This window comes from Pseudomonas jessenii, assembly GCF_002236115.1.
Taxonomy (GTDB): domain Bacteria; phylum Pseudomonadota; class Gammaproteobacteria; order Pseudomonadales; family Pseudomonadaceae; genus Aquipseudomonas; species Aquipseudomonas jessenii.
The window spans coordinates 202,561-227,201 of sequence record NZ_NIWT01000001.1 but is presented as its reverse complement, the minus strand read 5'-3'; the positions used below and the strand labels follow the sequence as shown (position 1 = coordinate 227,201).

At 60.9% G+C, this 24,641-nt stretch carries 21 protein-coding genes and 2 pseudogenes; 9 read left to right on the top strand and 14 right to left on the bottom strand.

Translation table 11 applies throughout. The annotated features are described in order from the left end of the window. Nucleotides 1-33: 33 nt before the first annotated feature. Nucleotides 34-2,145, bottom strand: coding sequence for a hybrid sensor histidine kinase/response regulator (locus tag PSJE_RS01045; protein WP_090455667.1), 2,112 nt, complete (start codon nt 2,143-2,145; stop codon nt 34-36). Nucleotides 2,146-2,371: 226 nt separating this feature from the next. Next, complete coding sequence (locus tag PSJE_RS01040) at nt 2,372-3,061, bottom strand: GntR family transcriptional regulator (RefSeq protein WP_007973313.1); 690 nt, start codon at nt 3,059-3,061, stop codon at nt 2,372-2,374. A 140-nt stretch (nt 3,062-3,201) separates the two neighbouring features. Here PSJE_RS01040 and PSJE_RS01035 point away from each other — a divergent pair, with 140 nt between their 5' ends. The 7 genes from PSJE_RS01035 (at nt 3,202) to PSJE_RS01005 (ending at nt 10,567) form a co-directional block, all read left to right on the top strand. Then, nucleotides 3,202-4,287, top strand: coding sequence for an ABC transporter ATP-binding protein (locus PSJE_RS01035; RefSeq protein ID WP_057714359.1), 1,086 nt, complete (start codon nt 3,202-3,204; stop codon nt 4,285-4,287). A gap of 1 nt (nt 4,288) precedes the next feature. Next, on the top strand, nt 4,289-5,206 hold the full coding sequence (locus tag PSJE_RS01030) for an ABC transporter permease (protein WP_090455669.1): 918 nt from the start codon (nt 4,289-4,291) through the stop codon (nt 5,204-5,206). Next, on the top strand, nt 5,203-5,991 hold the full coding sequence (locus PSJE_RS01025; protein WP_090455670.1) for an ABC transporter permease: 789 nt from the start codon (nt 5,203-5,205) through the stop codon (nt 5,989-5,991). The genes PSJE_RS01030 and PSJE_RS01025 overlap by 4 nt, the downstream gene beginning before the upstream one ends. A gap of 16 nt (nt 5,992-6,007) precedes the next feature. Continuing rightward, the gene (locus PSJE_RS01020) at nt 6,008-7,075 is read left to right on the top strand and encodes an extracellular solute-binding protein (RefSeq protein ID WP_090455671.1); all 1,068 of its coding nucleotides are present in this window, start codon (nt 6,008-6,010) and stop codon (nt 7,073-7,075) included. A 136-nt stretch (nt 7,076-7,211) separates the two neighbouring features. Beyond that, nucleotides 7,212-8,408 (top strand): amidohydrolase family protein, encoded by a 1,197-nt coding sequence (locus tag PSJE_RS01015; protein ID WP_090455673.1) that lies wholly within the window; start codon nt 7,212-7,214, stop codon nt 8,406-8,408. Beyond that, on the top strand, nt 8,405-9,892 hold the full coding sequence (locus PSJE_RS01010) for an amidohydrolase family protein (protein ID WP_090455675.1): 1,488 nt from the start codon (nt 8,405-8,407) through the stop codon (nt 9,890-9,892). The genes PSJE_RS01015 and PSJE_RS01010 overlap by 4 nt, the downstream gene beginning before the upstream one ends. Nucleotides 9,893-9,904: 12 nt before the next feature. Continuing rightward, the gene (locus tag PSJE_RS01005; protein ID WP_007973324.1) at nt 9,905-10,567 is read left to right on the top strand and encodes a flavin reductase family protein; all 663 of its coding nucleotides are present in this window, start codon (nt 9,905-9,907) and stop codon (nt 10,565-10,567) included. 186 nt (nt 10,568-10,753) lie between these two features. On the opposite strand, the gene PSJE_RS01000 is transcribed toward PSJE_RS01005, so the two are convergent. From PSJE_RS01000 to PSJE_RS00970, 7 genes and pseudogenes are all read right to left on the bottom strand, one after another. Then, the gene (locus PSJE_RS01000) at nt 10,754-13,852 is read right to left on the bottom strand and encodes an error-prone DNA polymerase (protein WP_208601462.1); all 3,099 of its coding nucleotides are present in this window, start codon (nt 13,850-13,852) and stop codon (nt 10,754-10,756) included. Continuing rightward, a complete protein-coding gene (locus PSJE_RS00995; protein WP_090455679.1) occupies nt 13,828-15,243 on the bottom strand; it encodes a Y-family DNA polymerase in 1,416 nt (471 codons plus the stop codon). The genes PSJE_RS01000 and PSJE_RS00995 overlap by 25 nt, the downstream gene beginning before the upstream one ends. Nucleotides 15,244-15,250: 7 nt before the next feature. Next, nucleotides 15,251-15,868: a translesion DNA synthesis-associated protein ImuA gene (imuA, locus tag PSJE_RS00990; RefSeq protein ID WP_090455681.1), complete on the bottom strand. Its 618-nt coding sequence runs from the start codon at nt 15,866-15,868 to the stop codon at nt 15,251-15,253. Continuing rightward, nucleotides 15,868-16,485: a transcriptional repressor LexA gene (gene lexA, locus PSJE_RS00985; protein WP_090455683.1), complete on the bottom strand. Its 618-nt coding sequence runs from the start codon at nt 16,483-16,485 to the stop codon at nt 15,868-15,870. The genes imuA and lexA overlap by 1 nt, the downstream gene beginning before the upstream one ends. Nucleotides 16,486-16,650: 165 nt before the next feature. Next, a pseudogene (locus tag PSJE_RS00980) lies at nt 16,651-16,771 on the bottom strand (gamma-butyrobetaine hydroxylase-like domain-containing protein); the annotation flags it as partial. Then, nucleotides 16,753-17,985, bottom strand: a complete 1,233-nt coding sequence (locus PSJE_RS00975) for an MFS transporter (RefSeq protein WP_090455685.1) — start codon at nt 17,983-17,985, stop codon at nt 16,753-16,755. The gene PSJE_RS00975 and the pseudogene PSJE_RS00980, both read right to left, overlap by 19 nt. A gap of 66 nt (nt 17,986-18,051) precedes the next feature. Continuing rightward, nucleotides 18,052-18,161, bottom strand: a pseudogene (locus tag PSJE_RS00970) (gamma-butyrobetaine hydroxylase-like domain-containing protein); the annotation flags it as partial. Between the two features lie 447 nt (nt 18,162-18,608). Here PSJE_RS00970 and PSJE_RS31990 point away from each other — a divergent pair. Together PSJE_RS31990 and PSJE_RS00960 are read left to right on the top strand one after the other, a co-directional pair. Beyond that, nucleotides 18,609-19,352 carry an ABC transporter permease gene (locus PSJE_RS31990; protein ID WP_090455687.1) on the top strand — a complete coding sequence of 248 codons (744 nt, stop codon included), beginning with the start codon at nt 18,609-18,611 and terminating at the stop codon, nt 19,350-19,352. Further along, on the top strand, nt 19,352-20,071 hold the full coding sequence (locus PSJE_RS00960; protein WP_090455688.1) for an AAA family ATPase: 720 nt from the start codon (nt 19,352-19,354) through the stop codon (nt 20,069-20,071). Before PSJE_RS31990 ends, PSJE_RS00960 begins: the two co-directional genes overlap by 1 nt. Before the next feature lie 69 nt (nt 20,072-20,140). Here the strand turns inward: PSJE_RS00960 and PSJE_RS00955 are convergent, their stop codons facing one another. The 5 genes from PSJE_RS00955 to PSJE_RS00935 all read right to left on the bottom strand — a co-directional run bounded on the left by PSJE_RS00955 (nt 20,141) and on the right by PSJE_RS00935 (nt 24,558). Next, nucleotides 20,141-20,419: a DUF971 domain-containing protein gene (locus tag PSJE_RS00955; RefSeq protein ID WP_090455689.1), complete on the bottom strand. Its 279-nt coding sequence runs from the start codon at nt 20,417-20,419 to the stop codon at nt 20,141-20,143. Further along, nucleotides 20,416-21,378 carry a HEAT repeat domain-containing protein gene (locus PSJE_RS00950; protein WP_090455691.1) on the bottom strand — a complete coding sequence of 321 codons (963 nt, stop codon included), beginning with the start codon at nt 21,376-21,378 and terminating at the stop codon, nt 20,416-20,418. Before PSJE_RS00950 ends, PSJE_RS00955 begins: the two co-directional genes overlap by 4 nt. Then, on the bottom strand, nt 21,375-22,223 hold the full coding sequence (locus tag PSJE_RS00945) for an ABC transporter ATP-binding protein (RefSeq protein WP_090455693.1): 849 nt from the start codon (nt 22,221-22,223) through the stop codon (nt 21,375-21,377). Before PSJE_RS00945 ends, PSJE_RS00950 begins: the two co-directional genes overlap by 4 nt. Then, a complete protein-coding gene (locus PSJE_RS00940) occupies nt 22,223-23,005 on the bottom strand; it encodes an ABC transporter permease (RefSeq protein WP_090455695.1) in 783 nt (260 codons plus the stop codon). The genes PSJE_RS00945 and PSJE_RS00940 overlap by 1 nt, the downstream gene beginning before the upstream one ends. 146 nt (nt 23,006-23,151) lie before the next feature. Next, nucleotides 23,152-24,558: an ABC transporter substrate-binding protein gene (locus PSJE_RS00935; protein ID WP_167362869.1), complete on the bottom strand. Its 1,407-nt coding sequence runs from the start codon at nt 24,556-24,558 to the stop codon at nt 23,152-23,154. Nucleotides 24,559-24,641 lie beyond the last annotated feature (83 nt).

Genomic DNA, 24,641 nt, shown 5'->3' with positions numbered 1-24,641 from the left:
TTGAAAACCTGCGTGGAGAATCACCTGTTTTTGTCAGCCGTTAAGCACCGTGCGAACCATTCGGGTAAGTGCTTCGGGGTTGTAGGGTTTGCTCAGCAGGTGGGTGTCGGGGCTGAGCTGGTGATTGCGCGAGATGATGTCGCGGGTATGCCCCGAGGTGAACAACACAGCCACCGGTGGCTCCTGCACTTTCGCCCAGGCCGCCAGGTCCGAACTCTTGATCAGGCCGGGCATGACCACGTCGGTGAAAATCAGGTCCACCGCCAGCCCTTCCAGCAACATTTGCATGGCGACGTCACCGTTGGTGGCCGTGAGGACCTGATAGCCCTCCTCGCGCAACAACTCCACCGCCGATACCCTCACGGCCTCATTGTCCTCGACCACCAGGATGCGTTCGTGCCCGCCCCGTTGCGGCACATCAGGGCCCGGCGTTTCGCTGGGTGCCGCGCGCAAGGTGCGCGGGAAGTACAGCTGCACCCGGGTCCCCCGCCCCACGTCGCTGGCGATTTCGATATGACCGCCACTCTGCTTGACGAAGCCAAACACCATACTCAAGCCCAAGCCGGTGCCCTGACCGTCGGCCTTGGTGGTGAAGAACGGCTCGAACGCCTGGGCCATCACCTGCGGCGGCATGCCGACGCCGGTATCCGTCACGGACACCCGCACATAGTCCCCGGGGGCAATACCCTTTGCAGCGCAAAATTTGCGATCGAGGACGATGTTTTCCGCGCACAGGTCAATCCTGCCCTCGCCTTGAAGGGCGTCACGGGCATTGATCGCCAGATTGAGAATGGCGTTTTCCAGTTGGTTGCGATCGACAAACACATTCCAGGAGTCTTCGGGTGCCGTCATGTGAACCTGAAGGGTTTCACCCAGGGCACGCAGCAACAGCTCCGCCAGGCCATCGAAAATCTGCCGCAAGGTGAAGACCGCGGGTGACAACGGTTGACGGCGGGCGAATGCAAGCAATTGCGAAGACAGCTTGGCACCGCGCTCGACAGCGGCAATCGACGCCGAGACCCGGCGCTGCACATTGGCGTTACCCGGCTCATGGCGCGCGAGCAGGTGCAGGTTGCCGGCGATCACTTGCAACAGGTTGTTGAAGTCATGGGCCACACCACCGGTGAGACCGCCGATGGCTTCGAGCTTCTGTGACTGGCGCAGTTGTTCTTCCGCCGCCAGCCGCGCCTCGACCTCATCAGCCACCCGCTGTTCCAGGTTGCGGGTGAACTTGAGCAGGGACTCTTCGGCGGTCTTGCGTTCGTGGATGTCGATCAGCACGCCGGGGAAACGAAACGCCTCGCCCTGCTCATTGAACTCGCAACAACCACTGGCGAGTACCCAGAGGTAGCTGCCATCCGGGCGCCGGATCCGGTATTCGACGTTGTAGGGCTCGCCCGTCTCCACCGACAGTTTGACTCGTTCCTGAACCCAACTGCGGTCATCCGGATGGATCCGGCTTTCAGCGATTTCCTGAGACAGGTTTTGCAGGTCTTGCCCGGGTGGATAAGAGAACGCGCGAGCGAAGCGCTCGTCACCCGACATCACGTTGGCCTTGATGTCCCAGACAAAGGAACCGAGCAAGGCGCCAGCGTTGAGCGCCAGGCGTACCCGTTCGTTGTCGGCGCGGTAGGCGTCTTCAGCCGCCTGTCGCCGGTGTTCGGAGATCACCCGATCGGTGGTTTCCACCACCATGGCCATGACCCCGGCCGGGCGCCCGTCATCGTCGGCCACCGGGCTGTAGTAGAGGTCCATCCAGACATCTTCCGGAACCCCGTCACGCAGCAGCACCAGTTCTTTGTTGCGATAGGACAAGGTGCCGCCCGCCAGGCAGGTGTCGACCACGTGACGATTGAATTCGGCAACTTCCGGCCAACCCAGTTCCACGGCAGAGCCGAGCAGATACGGATGACGCCCACCGGCAAACTTGGAATAAGCGTCGTTATAGATCATGTACCCGGACTGGCCCCAGAGCATCACCATCGGCAATGGGGACGCGAGCATCAACTGCACCGCGCTGCTCAGGCTCCTGGACCATGAATCGAGCGGGCCAAGTTCGGTCCGGCTCCAGTCGAACGCACGAATGCGCCCGGCCATTTCGCCGTTCCACCCGGAGCACCCGTGGCTTTCCTCTAGAAACTGCATCGGTTGGCTCTATCCCGGTAAGTTGCACCCGTTTGTTTCGAGCATCCTGCACGTTATTCGTTTCATAGAGGTATAGCTGATTCTCGCGGACCACTGGAGATCCCTTGTGGGAGCGGGCTTGCTCGCGAAGGCGGTGTGTCATTCAACATATTCGTCTGCTGATACACCGCTTTCGCGAGCAAGCCCGCTCCCACAATTTGGTCCTCGGTAACCGAGAGTCCGTGCACTACACCTCGATCAAGTGCTTTAGCGGGTTGTAACTGCTTTTCAGGGTGGCCGCGACATCCAGAATGGCCTTCTCGATGCCATTCAAATGCATGCAGGTCAGTTCGATGGCCGCACTCTGGTTGCCTGCTTCGATGTATTCGATCAGCCGCAGGTGTTCGTCGTCGCGACAGGCTTCGTGGCTGTCATCATCCAGAGCGGCGGCATACAGCGACGCCCGGGAAATCAGCTTCTGGAACCAGTCGAGCAACACCGGGTTGTTCAGGCTGCGGGCCAGTTTGATGTGGAACTCGCCGAGCAGGTGAATCAACCGCTCGTGATCACCGCTTTGATGCGCTTCATCCTCCAACAGCAAGTGATCGCGCAGGTCCTGGGTCACCGCCGTATCACGCCGACGGCACAGTTCGCTGACGATGCCGATCTCGACCAGGCGACGGGTTTCGAACAGCGAACGGATCTCTTCGTCACTGGGCAGCGACACCGACGCACCTTTATTGGGCTCGGTGGTGACCAGCCCGTCGGCTTCCAATTGCTTGAGCGCGGCCCGGACAGACGTGCGGCTGACATTGAACAGCTCGGCCAAAGAGGCTTCGCCGAGCTTCATGCCCGGACGCAACGAACGCTTGCTGATCGCCTCGTAAACCCCTTGGTAGACGCGGTCGACCGTAGTTTCCAGTTTCTTTTCCGTCATTCATCAACTCCTTGCGCCCTGTGCAAACGACCCTGGCGAATGAACAGCCATTGAAAAAGGGGCTTGCACGGACAGATTAATCCGGGTATTTCTAAATTGCATCCAGATTTTGCATACAATAATTAGAGGAATGCACCATAATGGGTCATCCAACAGCAATCGAAGTGCGAAACGTCTCAAAGCGATATTCCGACGATCCGGGGCTGGCACCAGCCCTCGATAACGTCTCGGTGGACATTGCCGACAACGAATTCTTCACCCTGCTCGGCCCCTCCGGCTGCGGCAAAACCACCCTGCTGCGCACCATCGCCGGCTTCGAGCATGTCAGTGACGGTGAGATCCGCCTCGCGGGCGAGCCGGTCAACGATTTGCCGCCGTTCAAGCGTCGGGTCAACACGGTGTTCCAGAGTTACGCGCTGTTTCCGCACATGAGTGTTGCGCAGAATATCGCCTTCGGCCTCGAGATGCAGGGCCTAGATCGCAAACTGATTCCGCAGCGGGTCGATGAGATGCTCGCGCTGGTGCAAATGCAGCACCTGGCCAAGCGTAAACCGGCCGAGCTGTCCGGTGGCCAACAGCAACGGGTGGCTCTGGCCCGAGCCCTGGCGCCAAAGCCCAAAGTGCTGTTGCTGGACGAACCGCTGTCGGCCCTGGACCTCAAGCTGCGCAAGGAAATGCAGGTCGAACTCAAGCGCGTACAGAAAGAAGCCGGGATCACCTTCATTTTCGTCACCCACGATCAGGAAGAAGCGCTCACCCTGTCCGATCGCATCGCCGTGATGTCCGCCGGCAAGATCCTGCAAATCGGCTCGCCCAATGAAATCTACGAACGGCCGCAACACCAGTTCGTCGCGCAATTCATCGGCGACATCAACTTCCTTCCCGGCCATATCAAACGTGGCCAACAGAACGAAAAGCTCTTCGTGCCCAACGGCATGCCCGTGGAAATCCCTTGCCCGGCCCAGGGCTTTGACGGCAGCAAGGTGCAACTGGCGTTTCGCCCCGAGCGTTCGCAACTGGTCGAGCCGACCCAACCGCATCATCTGCGCGGTGTGATCGAGGCCGTGCTGTATGTCGGCACGGCCACGCTTTATCAATGCCGCCTGAACAACGACATCAAGGTCATGCTGCGCGAGAACAACGAAGGCCTGAACCACGGTCGGGTGGTGGGTGATCGCGTCGCGGTCAACCTGCCGCCCCACGCCTGCCTGTTGATGGAGGCCTGAGATGAGCGTCAGCAGCACTTCCCCAGCCCTCAACCGCGCGCTGTTGCTCAGCCCGGTGGTCCTGACCCTGCTGGCCCTGATCGCCATTCCGCTGGGCATCATGGGCTACATCAGCCTGCTGCCGCGCAACGTCTATGGCGGCGTCGACTGGCAGGCCGACTGGCAATTGCAAAGCTACGTGCAACTGTTTTTCCAGGAAGGTTTCGACGGCGAACTGGAGCTGAACTGGGTCTACGCCCAGGCATTGCTGCGTTCGGTGTTCCAGGCCGGTGGCACCACGGTCCTGTGTTTCCTGTTCGGCTTCCCCGTGGCGTTGTGGATGTCGAGCCTGACACCCCGTCGACGCAACCTGATGGTGTTGCTGATCACCATCCCGTTCTGGACCAACCTGCTGATCCGCAACTACGCCTGGCTGATCATCCTGCGCGAGCACGGCTGGGTCGCCCAGAGCCTCAACGCGCTGTTCCCCCAGGCCGGTGGCATCACCCTGCTCTACAACGACTTCGCGGTCAGCGTCGGCCTGGTCTACAGCTTCCTGCCGTTCATGATCCTGCCAATCTACTCGACCCTGGAAAAACTCGACTGGCGTCTGGTGGAAGCCGCCTATGACCTGGGTGCCAATCGCTGGCACGCGTTGCGGCGGATCATCCTGCCACTGTCGATGCCGGGGGTGATCGCAGGTGCCTTGCTGGTGTTCGTGCCAAGCCTGGGAGCCTTCATTACCCCGGCGATCCTTGGTGGCGGCAAGACGCTGATGATCGGCAACCTGATCCAGCAGCAGTTCGGTACCGCGCGCAACTGGCCGCTGGGCAGTTCGCTGTCGTTCCTGTTGCTGGGGATCATGTTGCTGTCCCTGGTGCTCTACGCCCTCTATAGCCGCAAAGCCGCCAAGACCCAACGCCCGGGAGCACAAGCATGATCGCCCTGCACCTGAAGAAACTGCCCCTGACCCGTGAAGTCAGCCTGTTTTTGCTGGCCTACCTGTACCTGCCGATATTCGTGCTGATCGCCTACAGCTTCAACGCCAACCGCTCGGCGACGGTGTGGACCGAGTTCTCGTTCGACTGGTACGGGCGAATCCTGGCCAACCCGTCGATCCAGACCGCCGCGCTCAACTCGATCATCGTCGCCAGCATCGCTACGGTCTGCGCCACGGCGATTGCCCTGCTCGCGGCACTGGCGACCTACCGGCCGTTCTACGGACAGAAAATGGTCGAGGGCGGGATCAACCTGCCACTGATCCTGCCGGAGATCGTCACCGCCGTGGCCACCCTACTGCTGTTCATGGCACTGGGGATCAAGCTCGGTCTGCTGACGGTGATCGTCGCGCACATCGGCTTCTGCATTCCCTTCGCCTACCTGCCGATCCGCGCGCGGCTCAACGACCTGGACAAGAGCCTGCTGGAAGCGGCGAACGACCTGTACGCCAACCCCTGGCAGGTGTTTCGCCGGGTGACCTTGCCGCTGCTGTGGCCGGCGGTGCTGTCCGGTTCGGTGCTGGCGTTCGTGGTCAGCCTCGACGATTTCATCATGACCTTCTTCGTCGCAGGTCCCGGTTCGACCACCCTGCCGGTGTACATCTTCTCGGCCATCAAGGCCGGCGTAACACCGGAGATCAACGCGATCTCGACCCTGATGCTGGTGATTTCCATCGTGCTGGTAGTGCTGGCCTTCTGGCTGGGACAGCGCGGCAAACAACAATAAGCCTGGAGACTTCTATATGAGCAAGAAAGTGAAAAGCATGCGTTTCGCCGTTGCCGGTCTGGCCTTGAGTTGCTTCACCGCGTTCACGGCGTTCAGCGCCCAGGCCGCCGAGCCCAAGGAACTGTTCTTCTACAACTGGACCGACTACTACCCGGTGGAACTGCTGGCCAAGTTCGAAAAGGAGACCGGGATCAAGGTCACCATGGACGGCTACGACAGCAACGAAACCCTGCTGGCCAAGTTGCAGGCCGGCGGCGCGGCGTACGACGTGATCGTGCCGTCGCAATCGATCATGCGCACCCTGATCAACCAGGACCTGCTGCTGGAAATCGACGCCTCGGCCCTGCCCAACTTCCAGTACGTCAAGCCGGCGTTCCGCGACCCGAGCTTCGACCCCGGCCGCAAGTTCTCGGCACCGTACCTGTGGGGCACCACCGGGTTCTCCTATGACAGCGCCCGGGTGCCCGGCGGCAAGCTCGACGACTCGTGGAAAGAGTTCTTCGAGCCGCGCAAGGAACTGCAAGGTCAGCTCGCCGCCCTCGACACCTCCAGCAGCGTGATCAACGCCGCCAGTCACTACCTGAATGTCGACGAGTGCAGCGAAAACCCGCAGGACGCCAAGCGCATCCTCGAACTGCTGCAAAAACAGAAACCCTTCCTGAAGATGTACAGCTCGGACAACACCGTCGACCGCATGGCCAGCGGTGAGGTGATCATGATGCAGAACTGGAACGGTTCTACAGCGCGGGCCACCCTGCAGAAGAGCACCATCAAGTACGTCTACCCCCGTGAAGGCCTGGCGATGTTCCAGGACAACTTCGCCGTACCGAAAAGCGCACCGCACCCCGGCAACGCGAAGATCTTCATCGACTGGATGATGAAACCGGAGAACGCCGCCGCCGTGTCCAACGCCATCGCCTACGCCAACGGCATCCAGAGCGACAAGCTGATCGACGCCAAATGGCGAGTGATGGACGCCATCAACATGCCCGACGAATTCGCCGCGCGCCTGCGCCCGGAAAAGGAATGCAGCAACAAGGCGCGGGAGCTGCAGGACCGCATTTGGGCCAAGCTCAAGGGCTGATTGCCTTTAGACCGAGTCGCGCCCATCGCGAGCAAGCTCGCTCCCACAGGGATTTTGTGAGCGTCAAAGATCTACTGTGGGAGCGAGCTTGCTCGCGATGAGGCCCGCCAAGACACCACTGAATTTGAGGTTTGCAATGAATCAACCCCGCTGGCTGCGCAACGTGCGCCCCTACGGCGCCACCGCCGAAGACCTGCTGATCGAAAACGGCCGCTTCAGCCAACGCCGCCCCGCTTCGAACGAAGCCCTGTCGGCCACCGACATCGACGGCCAGAACCAGTTGCTCACCCCCGCCCTGGTGGAAAGCCACGTGCACCTGGACAAAACCCTCTGGGGCCAGCCCTGGCGCCCCAACAGTGCCGGCCCGACCCTCAAGGACTACATCGCCAACGAACGGCGCATCCTGCGTGAAGTCACCACACCGATTGCGCAACGCGCCGGCGCCCTGCTGGAAAACTGCATCGCCCGCGGCTCGCTGACCATGCGTTGCCACGTCGACATCGACCCGGAATTCGGCCTGCGGCATGTCGAGGCCATGCAGCAACTGCGTGAAAACTACCGCGACCTGATCGACCTGCAACTGGTGGTGTTCCCGCAGACTGGTTTGATCAGCCGCCCCGGCACCGCCGAACTGATGCGCGAAGCCATGGCCCTGGGCGTGGAGAACGTCGGCGGGCTGGACCCGTGTGGTATCGATAACGACCCTGTCGCACAACTGGATTTCGTCTTCAAACTGGCCAGCGAATTCGACCGGGGCGTCGACATTCACCTGCATGACAAAGGTGAGCTGGGGCTGTGGCAGATCGCCCTGATTGCCGACTACACCGAGCGCTTCGGCCGCCAAGGCCGGGTGATGATCAGCCACGCGTACTGCCTGGGGATGTTGCCGTGGAGCCAGGTCAAACCGGTGGCCGAACGTCTGGCCACATTGGGCATTTCGCTGATGAGCTCGGCCCCGGCCGATTGCGCGGTGCCGCCGTTCCTGGCCCTGCGCGAAACCGGCGTGAATGTGTGCCTGGGCTCGGACGGTATTCGTGATGCCTGGTCGCCCATGGGCAACGGCGACATGCTGGAGCGGGCGATGTTGCTGGCGTTCCGCTTCGACTTGAACAAGGACGAAGAACTGGCGGCAGCGTTCGAGGCGGCGACCGTCAACGGCGCCCAGGCGCTGGGTTGCCAAGCCAATCGCCTGGAGATTGGCCAGCCGGCGGACTTCCTGTTGATGCCGGTACAAACACTGGGTGAGGCGGTGGTTTCGCGGCCGTTGCGTCAGGTCTATCGCGCGGGCCAGTTGATTGCTGCAGGTGGTCGCTTGCTGGACAGCCGTTTGTGAAGCGCATCGGCTTGCGGGCCAGCTGCGTGGTCGGTTTCGACGGCACGCGGCATGTGTTGTGGCGCGATGGCGAAGTGGTGTTCGAAGGCGCACGCATCGAGTTTGTCGGGCGTGGCTATGCGGGGCCGGTGGATCAGTGGGTTGATTACGGTAATGCGCTGATCGGTCCCGGCTTCATCGATCTGGATGCCTTGGGCGATCTCGATTCCACGGTGCTGACCCTGGACAACGGCGACGAGCGCGACATGGGCCGGATGTGGTCGGCGCAGTATCTGGCGCGTGGATCGCGGGAAAGCTACAGCCCCGAAGAAGAAGTCTTCAAATACCGCTACGCCTTCACCCAACTGATCCGCAACGGCATCACCACGGCCATGCCGATCACCTCGATGTATTACCGCGAGTGGGCCGAGACCTACGACGAATTTGCGGCGGTGGCAGGTGTGGCCGCCGAACTGGGGCTACGCACTTACCTCGGTCCCTGCTACATGAGCGGCATGAGTTACTGGCAGGCCGATGGAACCCTGGCGCACCACTGGGACGAAACCCGGGGCATGGCCGGGCTCGACGCCGCCGAGCGGTTTTTCCGGGATTTCGACGGCGCGCACAACGGCCTGATTCGCGGTGCACTGCTGCCCGATCGCATCCAGACCTGCACCCCGGCGTTGCTGCAACGCACCACCGCGCTGAGCCGGGAACTCAACGCACCGATGCGTTTGCACTGCTGCCAGGGCCTCGGTGAAGTGGCGATGGTCGAGCAACTGCGCGGCACCTCGCCACTGGGCTGGTTGCAGCAGCATGGGCTTTTGACCCCGCGCAGCCTGCTGCCCCACGGCATCTACACCCGAGGCGATGACGACCTGCAACGGGTGGTGGATGGTGGCGCAAGTCTGGTGCATTGCCCGGTGGTGTTCGCCCGGGATGGCGAGGCGCTGAACTCGTTCGGACGCTATCGGGCCAAAGGCATCAACTTCGCCCTGGGCACCGACACCTGGCCGGCGGACTTGCTGGACAACATGCGCCAGGGCCTGAACATCGCTCGCCTTATGGAAGGCGGTAACGATCTGACCAGCACGCTGGACCTGTACAACGCCGCGACCCTCGGCGGTGCCAAGGCACTGGGCCGCGACGATCTCGGACGCCTGGCGCCCGGGGCCAAGGCCGACATCACCGTGTTCAACCTGCGCGGGATGCACCTGGGGCCGCTATTCGATCCACTGAAAAATCTTGTTCTGGCCGGTCGCGGTGACGACTGTATCGCCAGCTACATCGACGGCCGCTGCGTGATGCAGGACGGCCAGGTCGAGGGCCTCGACTACCCCGCCCTGCAACGCCAGGCCCAACGCCAATTCGAAAAATTGATGCGCAGCCACAGCGACCGGGCCTTTGGCCAACCGGACTGGAAAAGCCTGTTCCAGCCCGCCATCCCGTTCGCCGACGACTACAGCGCACAGGCGCCACTGAGCGCGATTGATCCACTTCTCTAGAGATTTCTGCCCATGCAAAGCTTCGACTTCAGCACATTGAGCCCACGGGACAAATACAAGATCCTGATCGGCAGCGTCGTGCCACGGCCGATAGCCCTGGTCACCACCGTCGACGGCGAAGGCCGGATCAACGCGGCACCGTTCAGCTTCTTCAATGCGCTTTCCGCCGATCCACCGATCCTCGCCCTGGGCGTGGAAAACTACGGCGACCAAAGCCCCAAGGACACCACTCGCAATATCCAGCTCAACCAGGAATTCACCGTGAACATCGTCAGCGATGCCCTGGTGGAAGCCATGAACGTCTGCGCCGTGCCCTTCGCCCCCGGCTTCGATGAACTGACCGCCGCCGGCCTCACCGCCATCCCCGGCACCACGGTCAAATGCCCGCGCATCGGCGAAGCTCCGGTGGCGCTGGAGTGCCGCCGGATGATGGCCCTGTCCATCGGCCAATCCCGGGAGATCATCTTTGGTGAAGTGCTGATGGCCCATGTGCGTGACGAACTGATCGATCCGAAAACCCTGTACATCGACCAGTTGGGGCTGGATGCGATCGGACGCATGGGCGGGCATGGCTATGCGCGTACGCGGGATTACTTCGACTTACCGACACGCTCGTTGCAGGCCTGGACGGATGCGCCGGGGGGTGGCGAGCGGTTTTGGCCGCTGGCCAAATAACAGGCATTGACACAAACCCTGGGGGGAGCGGCTTTTGTGGCGAGGGGGCTTGCCCCCGTTGGGCTGCGAAGCAGCCCCCAAACCAATCACCGCAATAATTTCAGGCACACCGCATTCAACGGTTTTACGACGGCTTCGCCGCCGAACGGGGGCAAGCCCCCTCGCCACAAAAGCTCCCGCAGCAGATCAATGAAAATCCCGACTGCGCACAGTAATGCCATCGAGCAACGGACTCAGGTCACTCAAGCGTCCGGCTATCAGATGCCGGACCTCGCCCTCTTTCTCCCAGCGGCCATCGACCTTGAGCAACTGCGAGCCGACCAGCACCTGGCGCTGACGCTCGGCCAGGTCGCGCCACACCACCACGTTGACGTTGCCGAACTCGTCCTCAAGGGTGACAAACGTCACGCCGCTGGCGGTGGCCGGACGTTGTCGGCCGGTGACCAGCCCGGCAACGCTGACTGGCCGACCGTGCTCGACGTCCAGCAACTCCTTCGAACTGCGGCAGCGCCGCGCCTTCAACTCACCGCGTAACAGGGCCAACGGATGCGGCCCGAGGGTGGTGCCGACACTGGCGTAATCGGCTTGCAGGTCCTCGCCCACAGTGGGCTTTGGCAACGACACCGCGTCCTCCTCCCGGCTCGGCAGGCCGGCAAACAAACCCAGCTGCTTTTGTACCCCGGCCACTTCCCAACGTGCCCGATGCCGGTCGCCGGCCAGTCCACGCAACGCGCCGGCATCGGCCAGTTGCTCCTGGGCGCGGGCATCGAGTCGCGCCCGTTCGCCGAGGTCGGCAATGTCGGCAAACGCCCCTTTGGAGCGTGCCGCCTCGATGCGTCGGGCATCGTCCTCGCGAAAGCCCTTGATCATGCGTAGCCCCAAGCGAATCGCCGGTTGCGCATCGCTGATCGGTTCCAGACTGCAATCCCAGTCGCTGGTGCGCACGTCCACCGGGCGAACCTGCAAATGATGGCGCCGGACGTCCTGCAGAATCTGGTCCGGGCTGTAGAACCCCATCGGCCAACTGTTGATCAGCGCACAAGCGAAGGCCGCCGGCTCGTGGCATTTCAACCAGCAACTGGCGTAAGTCAGCAAGGCAAAACTGGCCGCGTGAGACTCGGGAAAACCGTAGCTGCCAAAGCCCTTGATCTGTTCGAAGATCTGCGCGGCGAACTCCGGCGTGTAGCCTTTTTTCTTCATGCCGGCGGCCAGTCGATCCTTGTGCGGTTCGAGCCCGCCGTGGCGTTTCCAGGCAGCCATGGAGCGGCGTAGCTGGTCGGCCTCGCCGGGGCTGTAGTCGGCGGCGACGATGGCGATCTGCATCACCTGTTCCTGAAACAGAGGAACGCCAAGGGTGCGTTTCAACACCTCCCGCAACTCTTCGGAGGGGTAGGTTTCAAGCTCTTCCTTGTTTCGACGACGCAGGTACGGATGCACCATGCCGCCCTGGATAGGTCCGGGGCGAACGATGGCCACCTCGATCACCAGGTCATAGAACTTGCGGGGCTTGAGCCTGGGCAGCATCGACATTTGCGCCCGGGATTCGATCTGGAACACGCCGATGGTGTCTGCACGACCGATCATGTCGTAGGTCTGTGAATCCTCGGAGGGCACCGTTGCCAGGCTCAAGTCCCGGTTGCGATGACGGCGCAGCAAGTCGAAACAGCGACGAATCGCGCTGAGCATGCCCAGGGCCAGGATATCCACCTTGAGCAACCCGACCGCATCGAGATCGTCCTTGTCCCACTGGATGATAGTGCGCTCGGCCATCGCGGCGTTTTCCACCGGCACGAGGTGATCCAGCGGCTGCTCGGAAATGACGAAGCCGCCGGGGTGCTGGGACAGATGCCGGGGGAAGCCGATCAGTTGCTGCGTCAAACTCAACACCCGGCGCAACACCGGGCTTTCAGGGTCGAAACCGCCTTCACGCAGGCGCTCCACGGGCGGCGTTTCATCACTCCAGTGACCACAGCAATCGGCCAGGGCATTAATCTGGTCTGGCGGCAAACCCAGCGCCTTGGCCACATCGCGCACCGCACCGGCCGCATGGTAAGTGCTGACCACGGCTGTCAGTGCCGCGCGGGTCCGACCATAGCGTTGGAACACGTACTGCAAGACTTCTTCGCGGCGTTCGTGCTCGAAGTCCACATCGATATCCGGTGGCTCGTTGCGCTCCCTGGAGAGAAAGCGCTCAAACAGCATGTTCATTCGCTCGGGGTCGATCTCGGTGATGCCCAGGGCGAAACACACCGCCGAGTTGGCCGCAGAGCCTCGGCCCTGGCAGAGAATTTTCTCGCGCCGAGCGAAGGCGACGATGTCCTGAACGGTCAGGAAATAGCTTTCATAACCCAGCTCGGCGATCAGCCCGAGCTCCTTGTCGATCAGCCCGCGAACCTTTTCGCTTGCACCGTCGGGCCATCGCTCGCGCATCCCTCGCTCGGTCAACGCCCGCAGCCAGGACTCTGCGCTGTGCCCTTCTGGCACCAGTTCGCGAGGATATTGATAACGCAACTGGCCAAGATCAAAGGTGCAGCGCCGGGCGATGTTCAGCGTTTCTGCCAGCAAGCCGGGCGGATAAAGTTCCCCCAGCACGTCCAGGCTGCGCAGATGGCGTTCGCCGTTGGGATGCAGGCGCAGCCCGGCATCGGCCACCGGCAGGTGATGACGGATCGCGGTCATGGTGTCCTGCAAGGCGCGCCGGCCGCGAGCATGCATGTGCACATCGCCACTGGCCACGGCCGCAATACGCAACTCCCTGGCCAGGCTCAGCAGATCGTTCAGGCGCCGGGCATCGTCCTGACCGCGGTGCAACTGCACCGCCAGCCACACGCGCTCGGCGAAGACCTGTTTGAGCCAGCGCCCCTGTTCAAAGGCATCGACAGCGTCCGGCACCCACAACGCCAACAGGCCCGGCAACGGTTCGCTGAAGTCTTCGCGCAGCACCTGATACTGGCCTTTCTGCGTGCGCCGCCGGGCGCGTGTGATCAATCGGCACAGCGCCTGATAGCCCTCGAGGCTCTCCACCAGCAGCACCAGTTTCGGACCGTTCTCGATGCGTATTTCACTGCCGATGATCAGCGGCAACTCCACGGACTTCGCCGCTTGCCAGGCGCGAACGATGCCCGCCAGGGTACATTCGTCGGTGATCGCCAGGGCTTGATAACCCTGTTTTTTCGCGCGCTGGAACAGCTCGAGGGCACTGGAGGCACCGCGCTGGAAGCTGAAGTTCGACAGGCAGTGCAGTTCGGCATAGTCGATGCTCATGCGAACCAGCCCTGCAACCACAGCGGGCCGTCCTCACCGACCGCCCGGTAGGCCCAGCCCTGTTGGCCTGCACGGGTTTCGATCAGGTAATAGTCACGGCGTACGTCGTCACCGTCCCACCAACCGGACTCGATGCGTTCCGGCCCCATGAGGATGCGCGCCGAGCCCTGATGCACGGCCAGCGGTTCAGTCAGCAGCCAGCCCGGCCGTTTCACCGCGGCCGGCACCGCGCAGGGCTGGCTGTCGGCACTGGCCTGCCATGCACACTCGGGCCGGTGATCGGCCTGGAAGCGCAGGCCATGTACCGCGTCATCCCCCAGCCGTGCACGCAGACGTTCGCGCAGTTGCTCCCAGGGCAAGGACTGCTGCGGGCGATCGTCGAACAGTTCCCGATGCTGGGGCACGAAGGTCGGCAAATCCTCGGCGCGCAAGCGAAAGCCGCGCACCGGCGCCTCGACCTGGACTTGCTCCAGCCGCCCCCGGGCCAGTTCGAAGAGCATCGCCGGATCGCGCTCGGCGCTGAGCAGGCCGACCTTGATGAGCGTATCCGGCAACCCGGCGTGTTCCAGATGCAGGTCGAAACGCTGTACGCCGCTGTCGCGACCACAGAGGAACGCCGACAGGTCGCCGGTCAACCGGCGCAACGGAAACAGCAAGGCTTGATGGGACTGCACATCGAAATTGAGCTCGATCCGCACATCGAAGCGGTCCGGCGGCAGGTAAAACGCCAGCGCCAGCCGCCGCAAACCCGACAGGGCATCCAGATGCTTGAGCACCTGAGCCTCGAAACGCCGGGCCAGGCTATGCCGGGGCAGCGCCTGCACCTGGCTCAAGGTGCGCAAGCCCATGCGCGACAAGGCCGTGGCGACCGAGGCTTCGAGGCCGATCCGGTCGACAGGCATTTGCCCCAGGTGATGCTGCAAGGCTTGATCGTCCGGCACCACCAGACCGTCATAGGCGTTGGCCAGCACCCGCGCCGCCACCGGGTTGGGCGCGGCCACGATGCGGTGCCGAAATCCCAGTTCGTCGAGCTCACGGCGCAAAAGCGCTTCGAATTGCGGCCAGGCGCCGAACAAACCGAGGCTGGATTCGATCTCGAACACCACGGCCCGGGGGTAATGCACGCTGACCTGGGAACTGAAGCGATAGGCCCAGGCGGCGAGAAACTGCTGCCAGTGTTCGATTTCAGCGGCGTCGTATTCGGCCGTGACAAAGCCTTTGCTCAAGGCCTGTGCCGCGCTCATGGACTGGCCGGGACACAAGCCCAGCGCCCGCGCTGCGCCGTTGACGGCCTTCAGCACCCGGCGCTGGGCCGGGCCGGTCAGCAACGCCAGGGGCTCCTCGGGATCGGCGCGCTGACGCAGTACCGCGTCCAGCGCCAATTGCGGGAAAACAATGCAGACCCAGCGCATGGCAACCTCAATGCCCCACGGCGAAGGCAATCGGCGCCGAACGGGCCAGGCCGCCGCGGCACTTGAGCACGCGCAGTTGTGCCGGTCGGGCATCGATGGCAATGCGCAGGGCCGCCGGCGAAGGATTGATCGCTTCACTGAGGGGGCGATAGGCGAAGGCCAGGGTCTGGCCGGTTTCCGCCGCCACCTGCAAGCGGCGCAAGGCACGGTCATCGGCCTTGTGTGGCCAGCACAGCACCGCGCCGCAACTGCCCGAACGCAGGCATTGTTCCGCGGCCCACAGCGCATCGCGCTCGCTGGCCTGGATGATCGATAACTGACGCAGATCGACCCCGGCACCCTGCCACGCCTGGGGATACGGCACATAAGGCGGCGCCACCAGCACGATGTGCTCGCCCGCCGCCGACAGCCGTGCCAGCGTCGGCCACACCAGTTGCAACTCGCCCACGCCCTGCCCGGCCAAGAGGATTTCCGTCAGCGCCGCCTCCGGCCAGCCTCCGCTGGGCAATGCGGCGTCCAGCGCGGCATGCCCGGTGGGTTGCGGGCTGGCGGCCGGTGGCGCAGGCCGGCCCTTCCAGACCTGGCCGCCATTGAACAGCGTATCCAGCGCAACGACGGCACCCATCAGCCTTGCCTCACCAGGCCACAGAACACGCCTTCGATGGCCAGGTCCCGGTCGGCTTCGACAATGATCGGCCGGTAGGCCGGGTTGCGTGGCAGCAGGCGAACCACATCGCCGACCCGCTCGAAGCGCTTGATGGTGACTTCGCCGTCGAGTCGCGCCACGACGATCTGGCCATTGAGCGCCTCGGGGTTGCGGTGCACGCCCACCAGATCGCCATCGAGAATGCCGTCCTCGATCATCGAGTCACCCCGGACCCGCAGCATGTAGTCCGGCACCCGCGAGAAGATCGACGGATCGAGCAGCAAGCGGCTATGGACCTCCGCATCGGCCCCGATCGGCGCACCGGCCGCCACCCGGCCGAGCACCGGAATGTCCAGCAACTCGGGACGCGACGGCTGCCCGAGCAGGCGAATACCCCGGGCCTGATGCGGGTTGACCTCGATAAACCCGGCTTCGGTCAGCGCCAGCACATGCTTGCGCGCCACGCTGCGGGAGGCAAAACCGAACGCCTCGCTGATTTCAGCGAGGCTCGGAGGCTGACCGTGCTCGGCGATGCGATCGCGGATAAAGGTCAGGATGGCGGTACGGCGGGGAGTCAGAGTCGTCATGGAGTACATTTGTACTCTTTTGGCTTTTGCCTGGCAAGAACCGTCAATCATCTGGTGGCAGGACCAGTGACCTGTGGGAGCGAGCTTGCTCGCGATGGTCTTTCATTCAACATGTGTGTCGACTGACCGGGCCTCATCGCGAGCAAGCTCGCTCCCACATTGGATTTCAGTGACTCAAGAGGTGAGTCGTGCCAGATACGCCCACGGATAAATCCCCCGTTCATGCCCATCGCTGAAGACCAGTTGCAGGCCATAGCCCCTGCGAGTGCAATTCGATCACCCAAACCCGCGCATCCTTGGCATGAGCGTAAAGGACACCAGAACAATTAACAGTGTGCCTACGGCACTGAGGATTGCCGTGAGGGAAAGGGTCTGGGAATAACCGACCATCCCGCCGACGATTCCGCTACCGAGATAAATGAAGGGGTGCACGCCACTGGTAAAGAACGTATCGACTGCCACCACTTTGCCAAGGTCCTTCTCGGGAGACAGTGTCTGCATCGCCGTGGCCCAACCAGTCAACCAGGACGCTTCGACAATCCCCACCAGGGTCGCCCCCAGTATCGCCATCCAGGACGAGCTTCCCATGCCGAGAAGGGCCATCGCGCCAGCCAGGAACAAACCGCAGGTCACTGCAAGTCCAATCAGTCGTTTATGTCCGGAAACAAGCACCGTGATAATTGATCCAATGCACGCACCGAATCCCGAGGCGGCCAGACACACCCCCCACATTTCTTCGTTGAATCGATCGCTGATCGCATAGGGCGCGACGACCAGGAAAATCGGGAAACACAATACGTTCACCACGAGGGTGGCCGCGAAGCCCAGCAAAAGCGTGGAGTTGCCGGTAACGATAGCAATGCCATTGACCGCTTCTCGGATCGAGAACTCCTCCTCGAACTCATGAGGCTCCACATTGGGCAACATCGCCGTATAAACGGCGGCGCAGAAGAATGTCAGACCATCGATCAATATGCCCCAGACCGGATCCCAGAAAATGATGAATACACCCAGCGTCGCGGGAAACAGCACAGCGACCAGGTTGTCGACAAAGTTCATCGCACCATTGCCCGCCACCAGTGCTCGCTTGGGCAGCAAATTGACGAGTAGTACCTGAGCGCACGGACGGGAAACCCCTATACCGATGCCAAATATCAAATAGGCAAAGACCAGCCACCACCAGGACGCACCGAAGACGATCAGCGCCACCGCGGCCAGTTGCGCAAAACCCCTCGCCGTGTCGGTGTAAATCAGTACTTGCTTCGGCGACTTTCGATCCGCCAGCAAACCTCCGACCAGGGCTCCGATCACGCTCCCTACCCCGACTGCCGCCATAACAAAACCGAATACTTCTCCTCCGTAGCCGGTCCGGATAAGCGCTATTGGCAGTGCGGCTAGACAAATAGCGTCGCCGGCCATCGAGAGACTTTGGCCGATGAGCAACTTGCGAAAAGACGAGACGCTCAGCGCTTCGGCATAAGGTGATAAGCGATCGGCAATGGAGATCATAAGTAATCTTCCTTGAGACCAGAGCAAAAAGATCGCAGCCTGCGGCAGCTCCTACAGGAGGCCGGTTCAGCCAGTGAGTCCAGTCAGATAGGCCCACGGATAAATCCCCCGTTCATGCCCATCGCTGAAGACCAGTTGCAGGCCATAGCCCTGGCGTGCAACTCGATAACCCGCAGACGTAAAGCCCAGCGCTCCTTACTCGAACAAAACGGACGATCAAAAAACAAGGTCTACCGTTCGTCGCCTTTCTAAAAAAATAAGCACCTGAAGAAAATAAAAATCAATAAAAAAAGTACAAAACGCACATTTATTCCTACAGAAATATTCTACTCAACATAGCAGGATCATTTCTGCTTGCCGAAAACTAAAATACAGATTCAAAAAGGAATTCCACAGTTCCACACTAGAGACTATCCACACTAAAACAAAACCAAGCCACTAAGATTCCTAACATCATGTAGGACGCATCTTAAAAGCATGCAGGAATCCCCCTACAACACAAAATTCTCTCGCTTGCGTCCAACAGCAAAATCAACTAATCCTTGCAGCACCACTTAATACCAATCGGCAACTCCACAAATAAAAGCAAAATAAAAAACAACAATCCTGAAAAGCACAACCCAATGACTAAAAATATCTTACCCAGAGTTTTTTCCCTAACCTCCATATTCATAAAAGAACAATTGAAAGAACCCATTGCCTTTTTCTGGATCATGATATCACCTTGTGCGATGTTCTATTTTTTTGCAACAACCAGACAGGATCCAAATTATTTTTCCAGCAATTACATTACTACTTCAGCATGGTTTTATGCCTACATCTCTTCAAGCGTCGCATTATTCGGATTCGCCTTTTATATAATCGGAAGAAGGGAAAGTGGATTCACTCGATCATTTATTTACTCCAAGGAATCAAAACTGATTTTCCTTTTATCGCACTTCATTGCCTACTCGCTAATATCGATATCTTATTGCACAACCTTTTACTTAACGACCAAGTTTCCATTTGGAAACTACGACCTGAATGAACTACTGAATATCGCACTACGCTTTTACATCTGTTTTTTGATGTTTTGCGCTCTCGGGGCTGCATTCTCATTGCTACCGATCAATTTTCAGAACTCTAACACTTTGCTTTCCATTTTTTCGTTCTGCATGTTGATCCTCGGAGTAATGAGTGCTAGCAGATCAAACCACATTACCGACGCTTTGAACCTCGCAAACCCACTAACACTTGCTAGCCAGATAATGGAAGAAGGTCTTGAACCCAACAAATCCATTACAATTGCAATAGTTCTTTTATTTATTTCAGTACTGCACAAAACCTTCAAACACCTAAGAATCAATCCCGTATGGAGCCGATACTGATGAAAAAATTCGCGGCGCAGAGCATTGACTTTTCCTATTCAGACAACCCCCTCTTAACCCAGGCATCTCTTGAGGTTGCTCAAGGCGACATTGTCGGCATTCTGGGACCCAATGGTTCTGGAAAAACAACTTTTTTCGATATCGTCTGTGACCTTAAAAAAGCAAAGTCCGGTTTCATAAAAAACGACTTCAGTCACTTTTTATACCTTTCTCAAATCATCACCACTCCCCCACCGCTGCGAATGCGCGACATTTTTAAAATGGTGACTGCGCTGTCATCAAACGAGCCCATGACACAAGATAAAACCTTAAAAAAACTAAGTGCATGGAGCCCTGCGATAGTTAACCGATACCAAGACATATGGAACAAAAAATCATCGTTATGCAGCTACGGAGAGACACGCTGGTTCTTTACTCTCTCTCTTCTTTCAATTTCTGCAGACTTCGTGATTCTTGACGAGCCTACTGCCGGTGTAGATCCAGAGTTTCGTCACTATATTTGGCAATGTCTTCAGGGTGCCGCCAGGGAAGGCACCGCTATTCTTGTTTCCTCGCACAATGTTGATGAGGTAATTAATCATTGCGATTATTTTTATATGATTAGCCAGCAACGCTTCAATCGCTTTGCCAATGGTAGTGAGTTTATGAATCGGTATGGAGTAAAGACAGTGGACGATGCGTTTATCCGAGCAGTTACTGAACCTGTATTCGCAACATAAGCAACGGAAGCGCACACGAGGGGAGCTGTCACAGACTGCGACAGGTCCCGATGATGAGTGAAATTTGATTCAGTCGGTAAGGCTGGAGAGATAAGCCCACGGATAAATCCCCCGCTCATGCCCATCGCTGAACACCAGTTGCAGTCCATACCCCTGCGAGTGCAATTCAACAACCCGAACCCGCCCATCAACCATCGGCGTCAGCCCCCGCATACGAAACGCCCGGCACTGCGAACACGGGCACTGCCGGCGCAGTTCGGCGTGGTCCAGCCACTGTTCGCGGCCATCCGGCCAACTCAGGCGCAGTTGTTGTCTGCTCCGTGAATTACCCACCGCCAGCGGATTCATTGCAGTTGACTCAAGGCAATGCGCACGGCCTTGCGCACTTCCGGGTCGCCGTCGTCCTGCGCGGCCTGCAATGCCGCTATGGCCCGTGGGTCGTTCAATTCGCCGAGGGCCAGGGCGGCTTCCTTGCGCAGGTTGCTGATGCGGTGGCCGAGGGTGTCGATCAACGCATCGAGCGCCGGTCCATAACGCAAGCGACCGAGACTGCGGGTGGCGCGCAGACGCACTTGCCAGTAATCGTCGCCCAAGGCGTCGATCAGGGCCGGGCCGGCGTCGAGGTGGCCGACCTTGCCCAGGGTGGTGGCGGCTTCTTCGCGGACTTGCCAGGCAGCGTCGCGCAAGGCCTGGCGCAGGGCCGGCAGCACCTGCGCGTCAGACGCCAGGCCCAACGCCCCGGTGGCGGCACGCCGAACTTCAGTGTCCGGGTCAGCGCTGGCCAACCGCGCCAGGGCCGGCAAGGCATCGAGTTGCTTGAGCCAGCCGAGCACGCCCACCGCCTCGCGGCGCACGCTGGCGCTTTCATCGTCCAATGCAGCGGCAGCCGCCGTGGCGGCATCGGGGCAACGCAACTCGCGCAACGCCCTGAATGTGGCAATGCGTACGCCGCTGTCGGCGTGCCCGGTCCACGGCAGAATGACCCGGCCCGCCGCTTCACTCTTGAGCAGGCTAAGGCTCTGCGCTGCGGCTGCCTGCACCGCCGGGGATGGATCCGTCAGCGCCTGGCACAACGCCTCGACCACGGGCTCATCCTCCCAGGCTTCCAGCAACCGCGCGGCTTCGGCGCGAACGTCGGCAATCGGGTCTTCGGCCAGTCGATCGATCAACCACAGCAGGCCATCCGGCTCCTCGAGATCGGCCAGTTCGATCAGCGCGATCCGGCGTACGCCGGGGTCGTCATCGGTCAGGCGCGGTTGCAGGGCAAGAATGTCGTCGTTATCGGTTACATCGAATAGTGAGGTCATAGGGCAAATCGCGGCAGTTTGTTTTCAGGGGGAAGTCCGAGCGGGTTCAGGCGCGGCAGTTGCCGACCGTCTTCGTGCCGCAGGAGTTCGAGGCAATGGCGCTTGAGGTGCGAGAATTCAGGGCGGGTCATCAGTTCCGTGCTGCGCGGCCTGGGGAAGTCCAGGCGCAGGTCTTCGATGATTCGCCCGGGGCGCGAGCTCATGACCAACAGGCGATCAGCGAGGAACAGCGCTTCGTCGATGTCATGGGTGACAAACACCACGGTGGTGCGGATGCGCGTCCAGATATCCAGCAGCAGTTCCTGCATGTTCAACCGGGTCAGGGCATCGAGGGCGCCAAAGGGTTCGTCCATCAACAACAGGCGCGGACGGTTGACCAGCACCCGGGCGATTTCCACCCGTTGCTGCATGCCGCCGGAGAGCTGGTCGGGCCAGCGCCCGGCAAAACCTTCGAGGCCCACCAGGGCGAGGATTTCATCCGCCGCCTTGTGCCGTTCGGCCTTGCCGACGCCACGCATTTTCAGGCCGAAGGCGACGTTGTCACGCACCGTGCGCCAAGGAAACAGTGTGTGCTGCTGGAACACCATGCCGCGCTGGGGCGATGGGCCCGACACTGCTGCGCCATCGACTTTCAGCGTGCCGGTGCGCGGTTGCAGGTGGCCGGCCAGGGCGCCGAGCAAGGTGGACTTGCCGCAACCGGACGGCCCGAGAATGCACACGAACTGCCCTGGCTCGATCTGGCAGTCGAGGCCCTGTACCGCTTCGAAAGCCGCGTCCCCCTCGCCCAGGCTGATTGACAGCCCGCGAATGTCGATACGCCCTTCCAGGTGTTGAAAAACGCTCATCAGGCTTTTCCTCGTGGTCGATGCCAAGGCGTGAAAAGCCCGCCCAGACGCTTGATCAACAGGCTGCTGCCCATCCCGAGCACGCCGATCAGCAACATGCCGACGACGATGTCGGCGTAGTTCTGGATGGTGTAGGACTCCCAGGTGTAATAGCCGATGCCGAACTGGCCGGAGATCATTTCCGCCGTCACCAGGCAGAACCACGAGGTGCCCATGCCGATGGCCAGGCCGGTGATGATGCTAGGCGCAGCGCCCGGAAGAACGACCTCCAGCAGGATTGCCCGGCGCCCTGCCCCGAGGCTTTTCGCCGAGGCGATCAGCCGTGGATCGACGCCTTCGACGCCGTGCACGGTGTTGAGCAGGATCGGGAACAATGCGCCGGTGAAGGTGATGAACACCATCGACAGTTCCGACGAGGGAAACATCAGGATCGCCAGGGGAATCCACGCCACTGCCGGGATCGGGCGCAGCACTTCCAGGGGCGGCAGCAAGAGATCTTCGGCCCATTTCGAGCGACCGATGGCCAGGCCCAGGGCCACGCCAATGATCAGCGCCGCGAGGTAACCGGCGAACACCCGGCCGAGGCTGCTGCCCAGGTGCTGGGCGAGCTTGCCCGAGTCGCCGAGGCCGAGGGCGGCTTCAATGACCGCCAAGGGTGTCGGGACGTTGGCGAAGGTCACCAGGCCGAGGTTCCAGTGGTAGCTGGCGGCGAGTTGCCAGAACAGCAGGCAGAGCAGCAAGGATGCGGCTCTGGGGATCCAGCGTGAATATGATCGGTACACAATTATTCCTCTCAACCCACCTCCTGTAGGAGCGAGCTTGCTCGCGAAGAACGCCAACGATTACGCGCGCTGTCTGACGGATCGCGTTGTCTGGACGTTTTTCGCGAGCGGGCTCGCTCCTACAGGGGGCTGTAGTGTTTCGGCTGTTAGCGAACAGCCACGGCCTGGGCAGTGGCATCGGTAAAGTCAAAGACCTTGCCGCCCTGCGCCGTGGCGAACTGTTGGGCCTGGCCTTTGAGCAGGAACGCGCTCAGCTGCCCTTTCCCGTCGGTGGCAAACCACGCCTGATCCGCCAGCAGCTTGATCCCGCTGTCACTGGCCTGGGCGTACACCGCGCGGATGCTCCGGCCTTCCTGCTTGAGGCTGGCCAGCGCGGCAAACGCCGCTTGCGCCGAGGCGTACTGGCGGACTTTCGGCTCGCCGCGCACCCAGATTTCCGCCACGTGGCTGAAGTCGGTGATGGTTTGGCCGCTGGCGGCATCGACGGCCTTGAGCGGCGCCTGCCCGTAACTGGCCAGTTGCGCGCTGTAGTCCAGGTTCGAGGCCTTGAAGGCGGCGCGGATGTATTGGTCGTCAATGAAGGTGTTGAGATCCAGACCGCGATCGGCCTTCTTCAACAACTTGAGGGTATCGATGGCGGTGCCCACGGCCTGACGGTATTCCGGCTTCCAGCTCAGGTCGCGGGTCTGCACACCGAGTGGGCCATGGAACAGATAATTGACCTCGGCATCGACCCCGGTGACCTTGGCGATCAACTCGCTGTATTTCTCCGGCTCAGCCGCCAGCAGCTGGTTGGCTTCGATACTCGCCCGCAGGTAAGCGACGACGATTTCCGGGTACTTTTTCGCATAGGCCTGATCGACCAGCGCGCCATGGAAGGTCGGCGCGTTGGCCTGGGAACCGTCATAAATCTTGCGGGCGAAACCGCGGCTGGGGAACAGTTCGGCGAAGGGCACGAAGTCAGCGTGAGCATCGATCTTGCCGGCCTGCAATGCGGAGCCGGCGACTTCCGGCGGCTGGGCGATGATGTTCACATCCTTGAGCGGATCCCAGCCCTGGGCCGCGACGGCGCGCAGCAGCATGCCATGGGCGGTGGAAGCGAACGGCACGGAAATGGTCTTGCCCTTCAGCTCTGCCAGGGACTGCACACCCGATGCGCTTGGCACCACGATGCCGTTGCCACTGCCCTTGATGCTGCCCGACAGCACGCTGATAAACAGGCTGTGCTTGCCCGCCGTTTCGAACGCCACGCCGTTGAACGCGCCGGGGAAGTCGGCCATGGCGCCGAAGTCGAGTTTGCCGGCCACCATTTCGTTGGTCAGGGGGGCGCCGCTGGTGAAGTTTTTCCACTGCACCTCGTATTGGGCGTCCTTGTAGGGGCCATCGTGGGGCAGGTATTTGTCCAGCAGCCCAAGTTCGCGAATCAACAATCCGCCGGCGGCGCAGTTGATGGTGGTGTCCTGGGTACCGATGGCAATGCGGATGGTTTCGGCCGAGGCCGACAGGGTGAATGAAGCCAGTACCAGACCGGCCAAAGCTGCACGCAACATCATGAGTGTTTCCCCTCGAATCATTTATAGGATGTTCGTCTCCGCCACGATCAGGGCGCGGTGGGAAACGAGGGGTGTCTTGAATC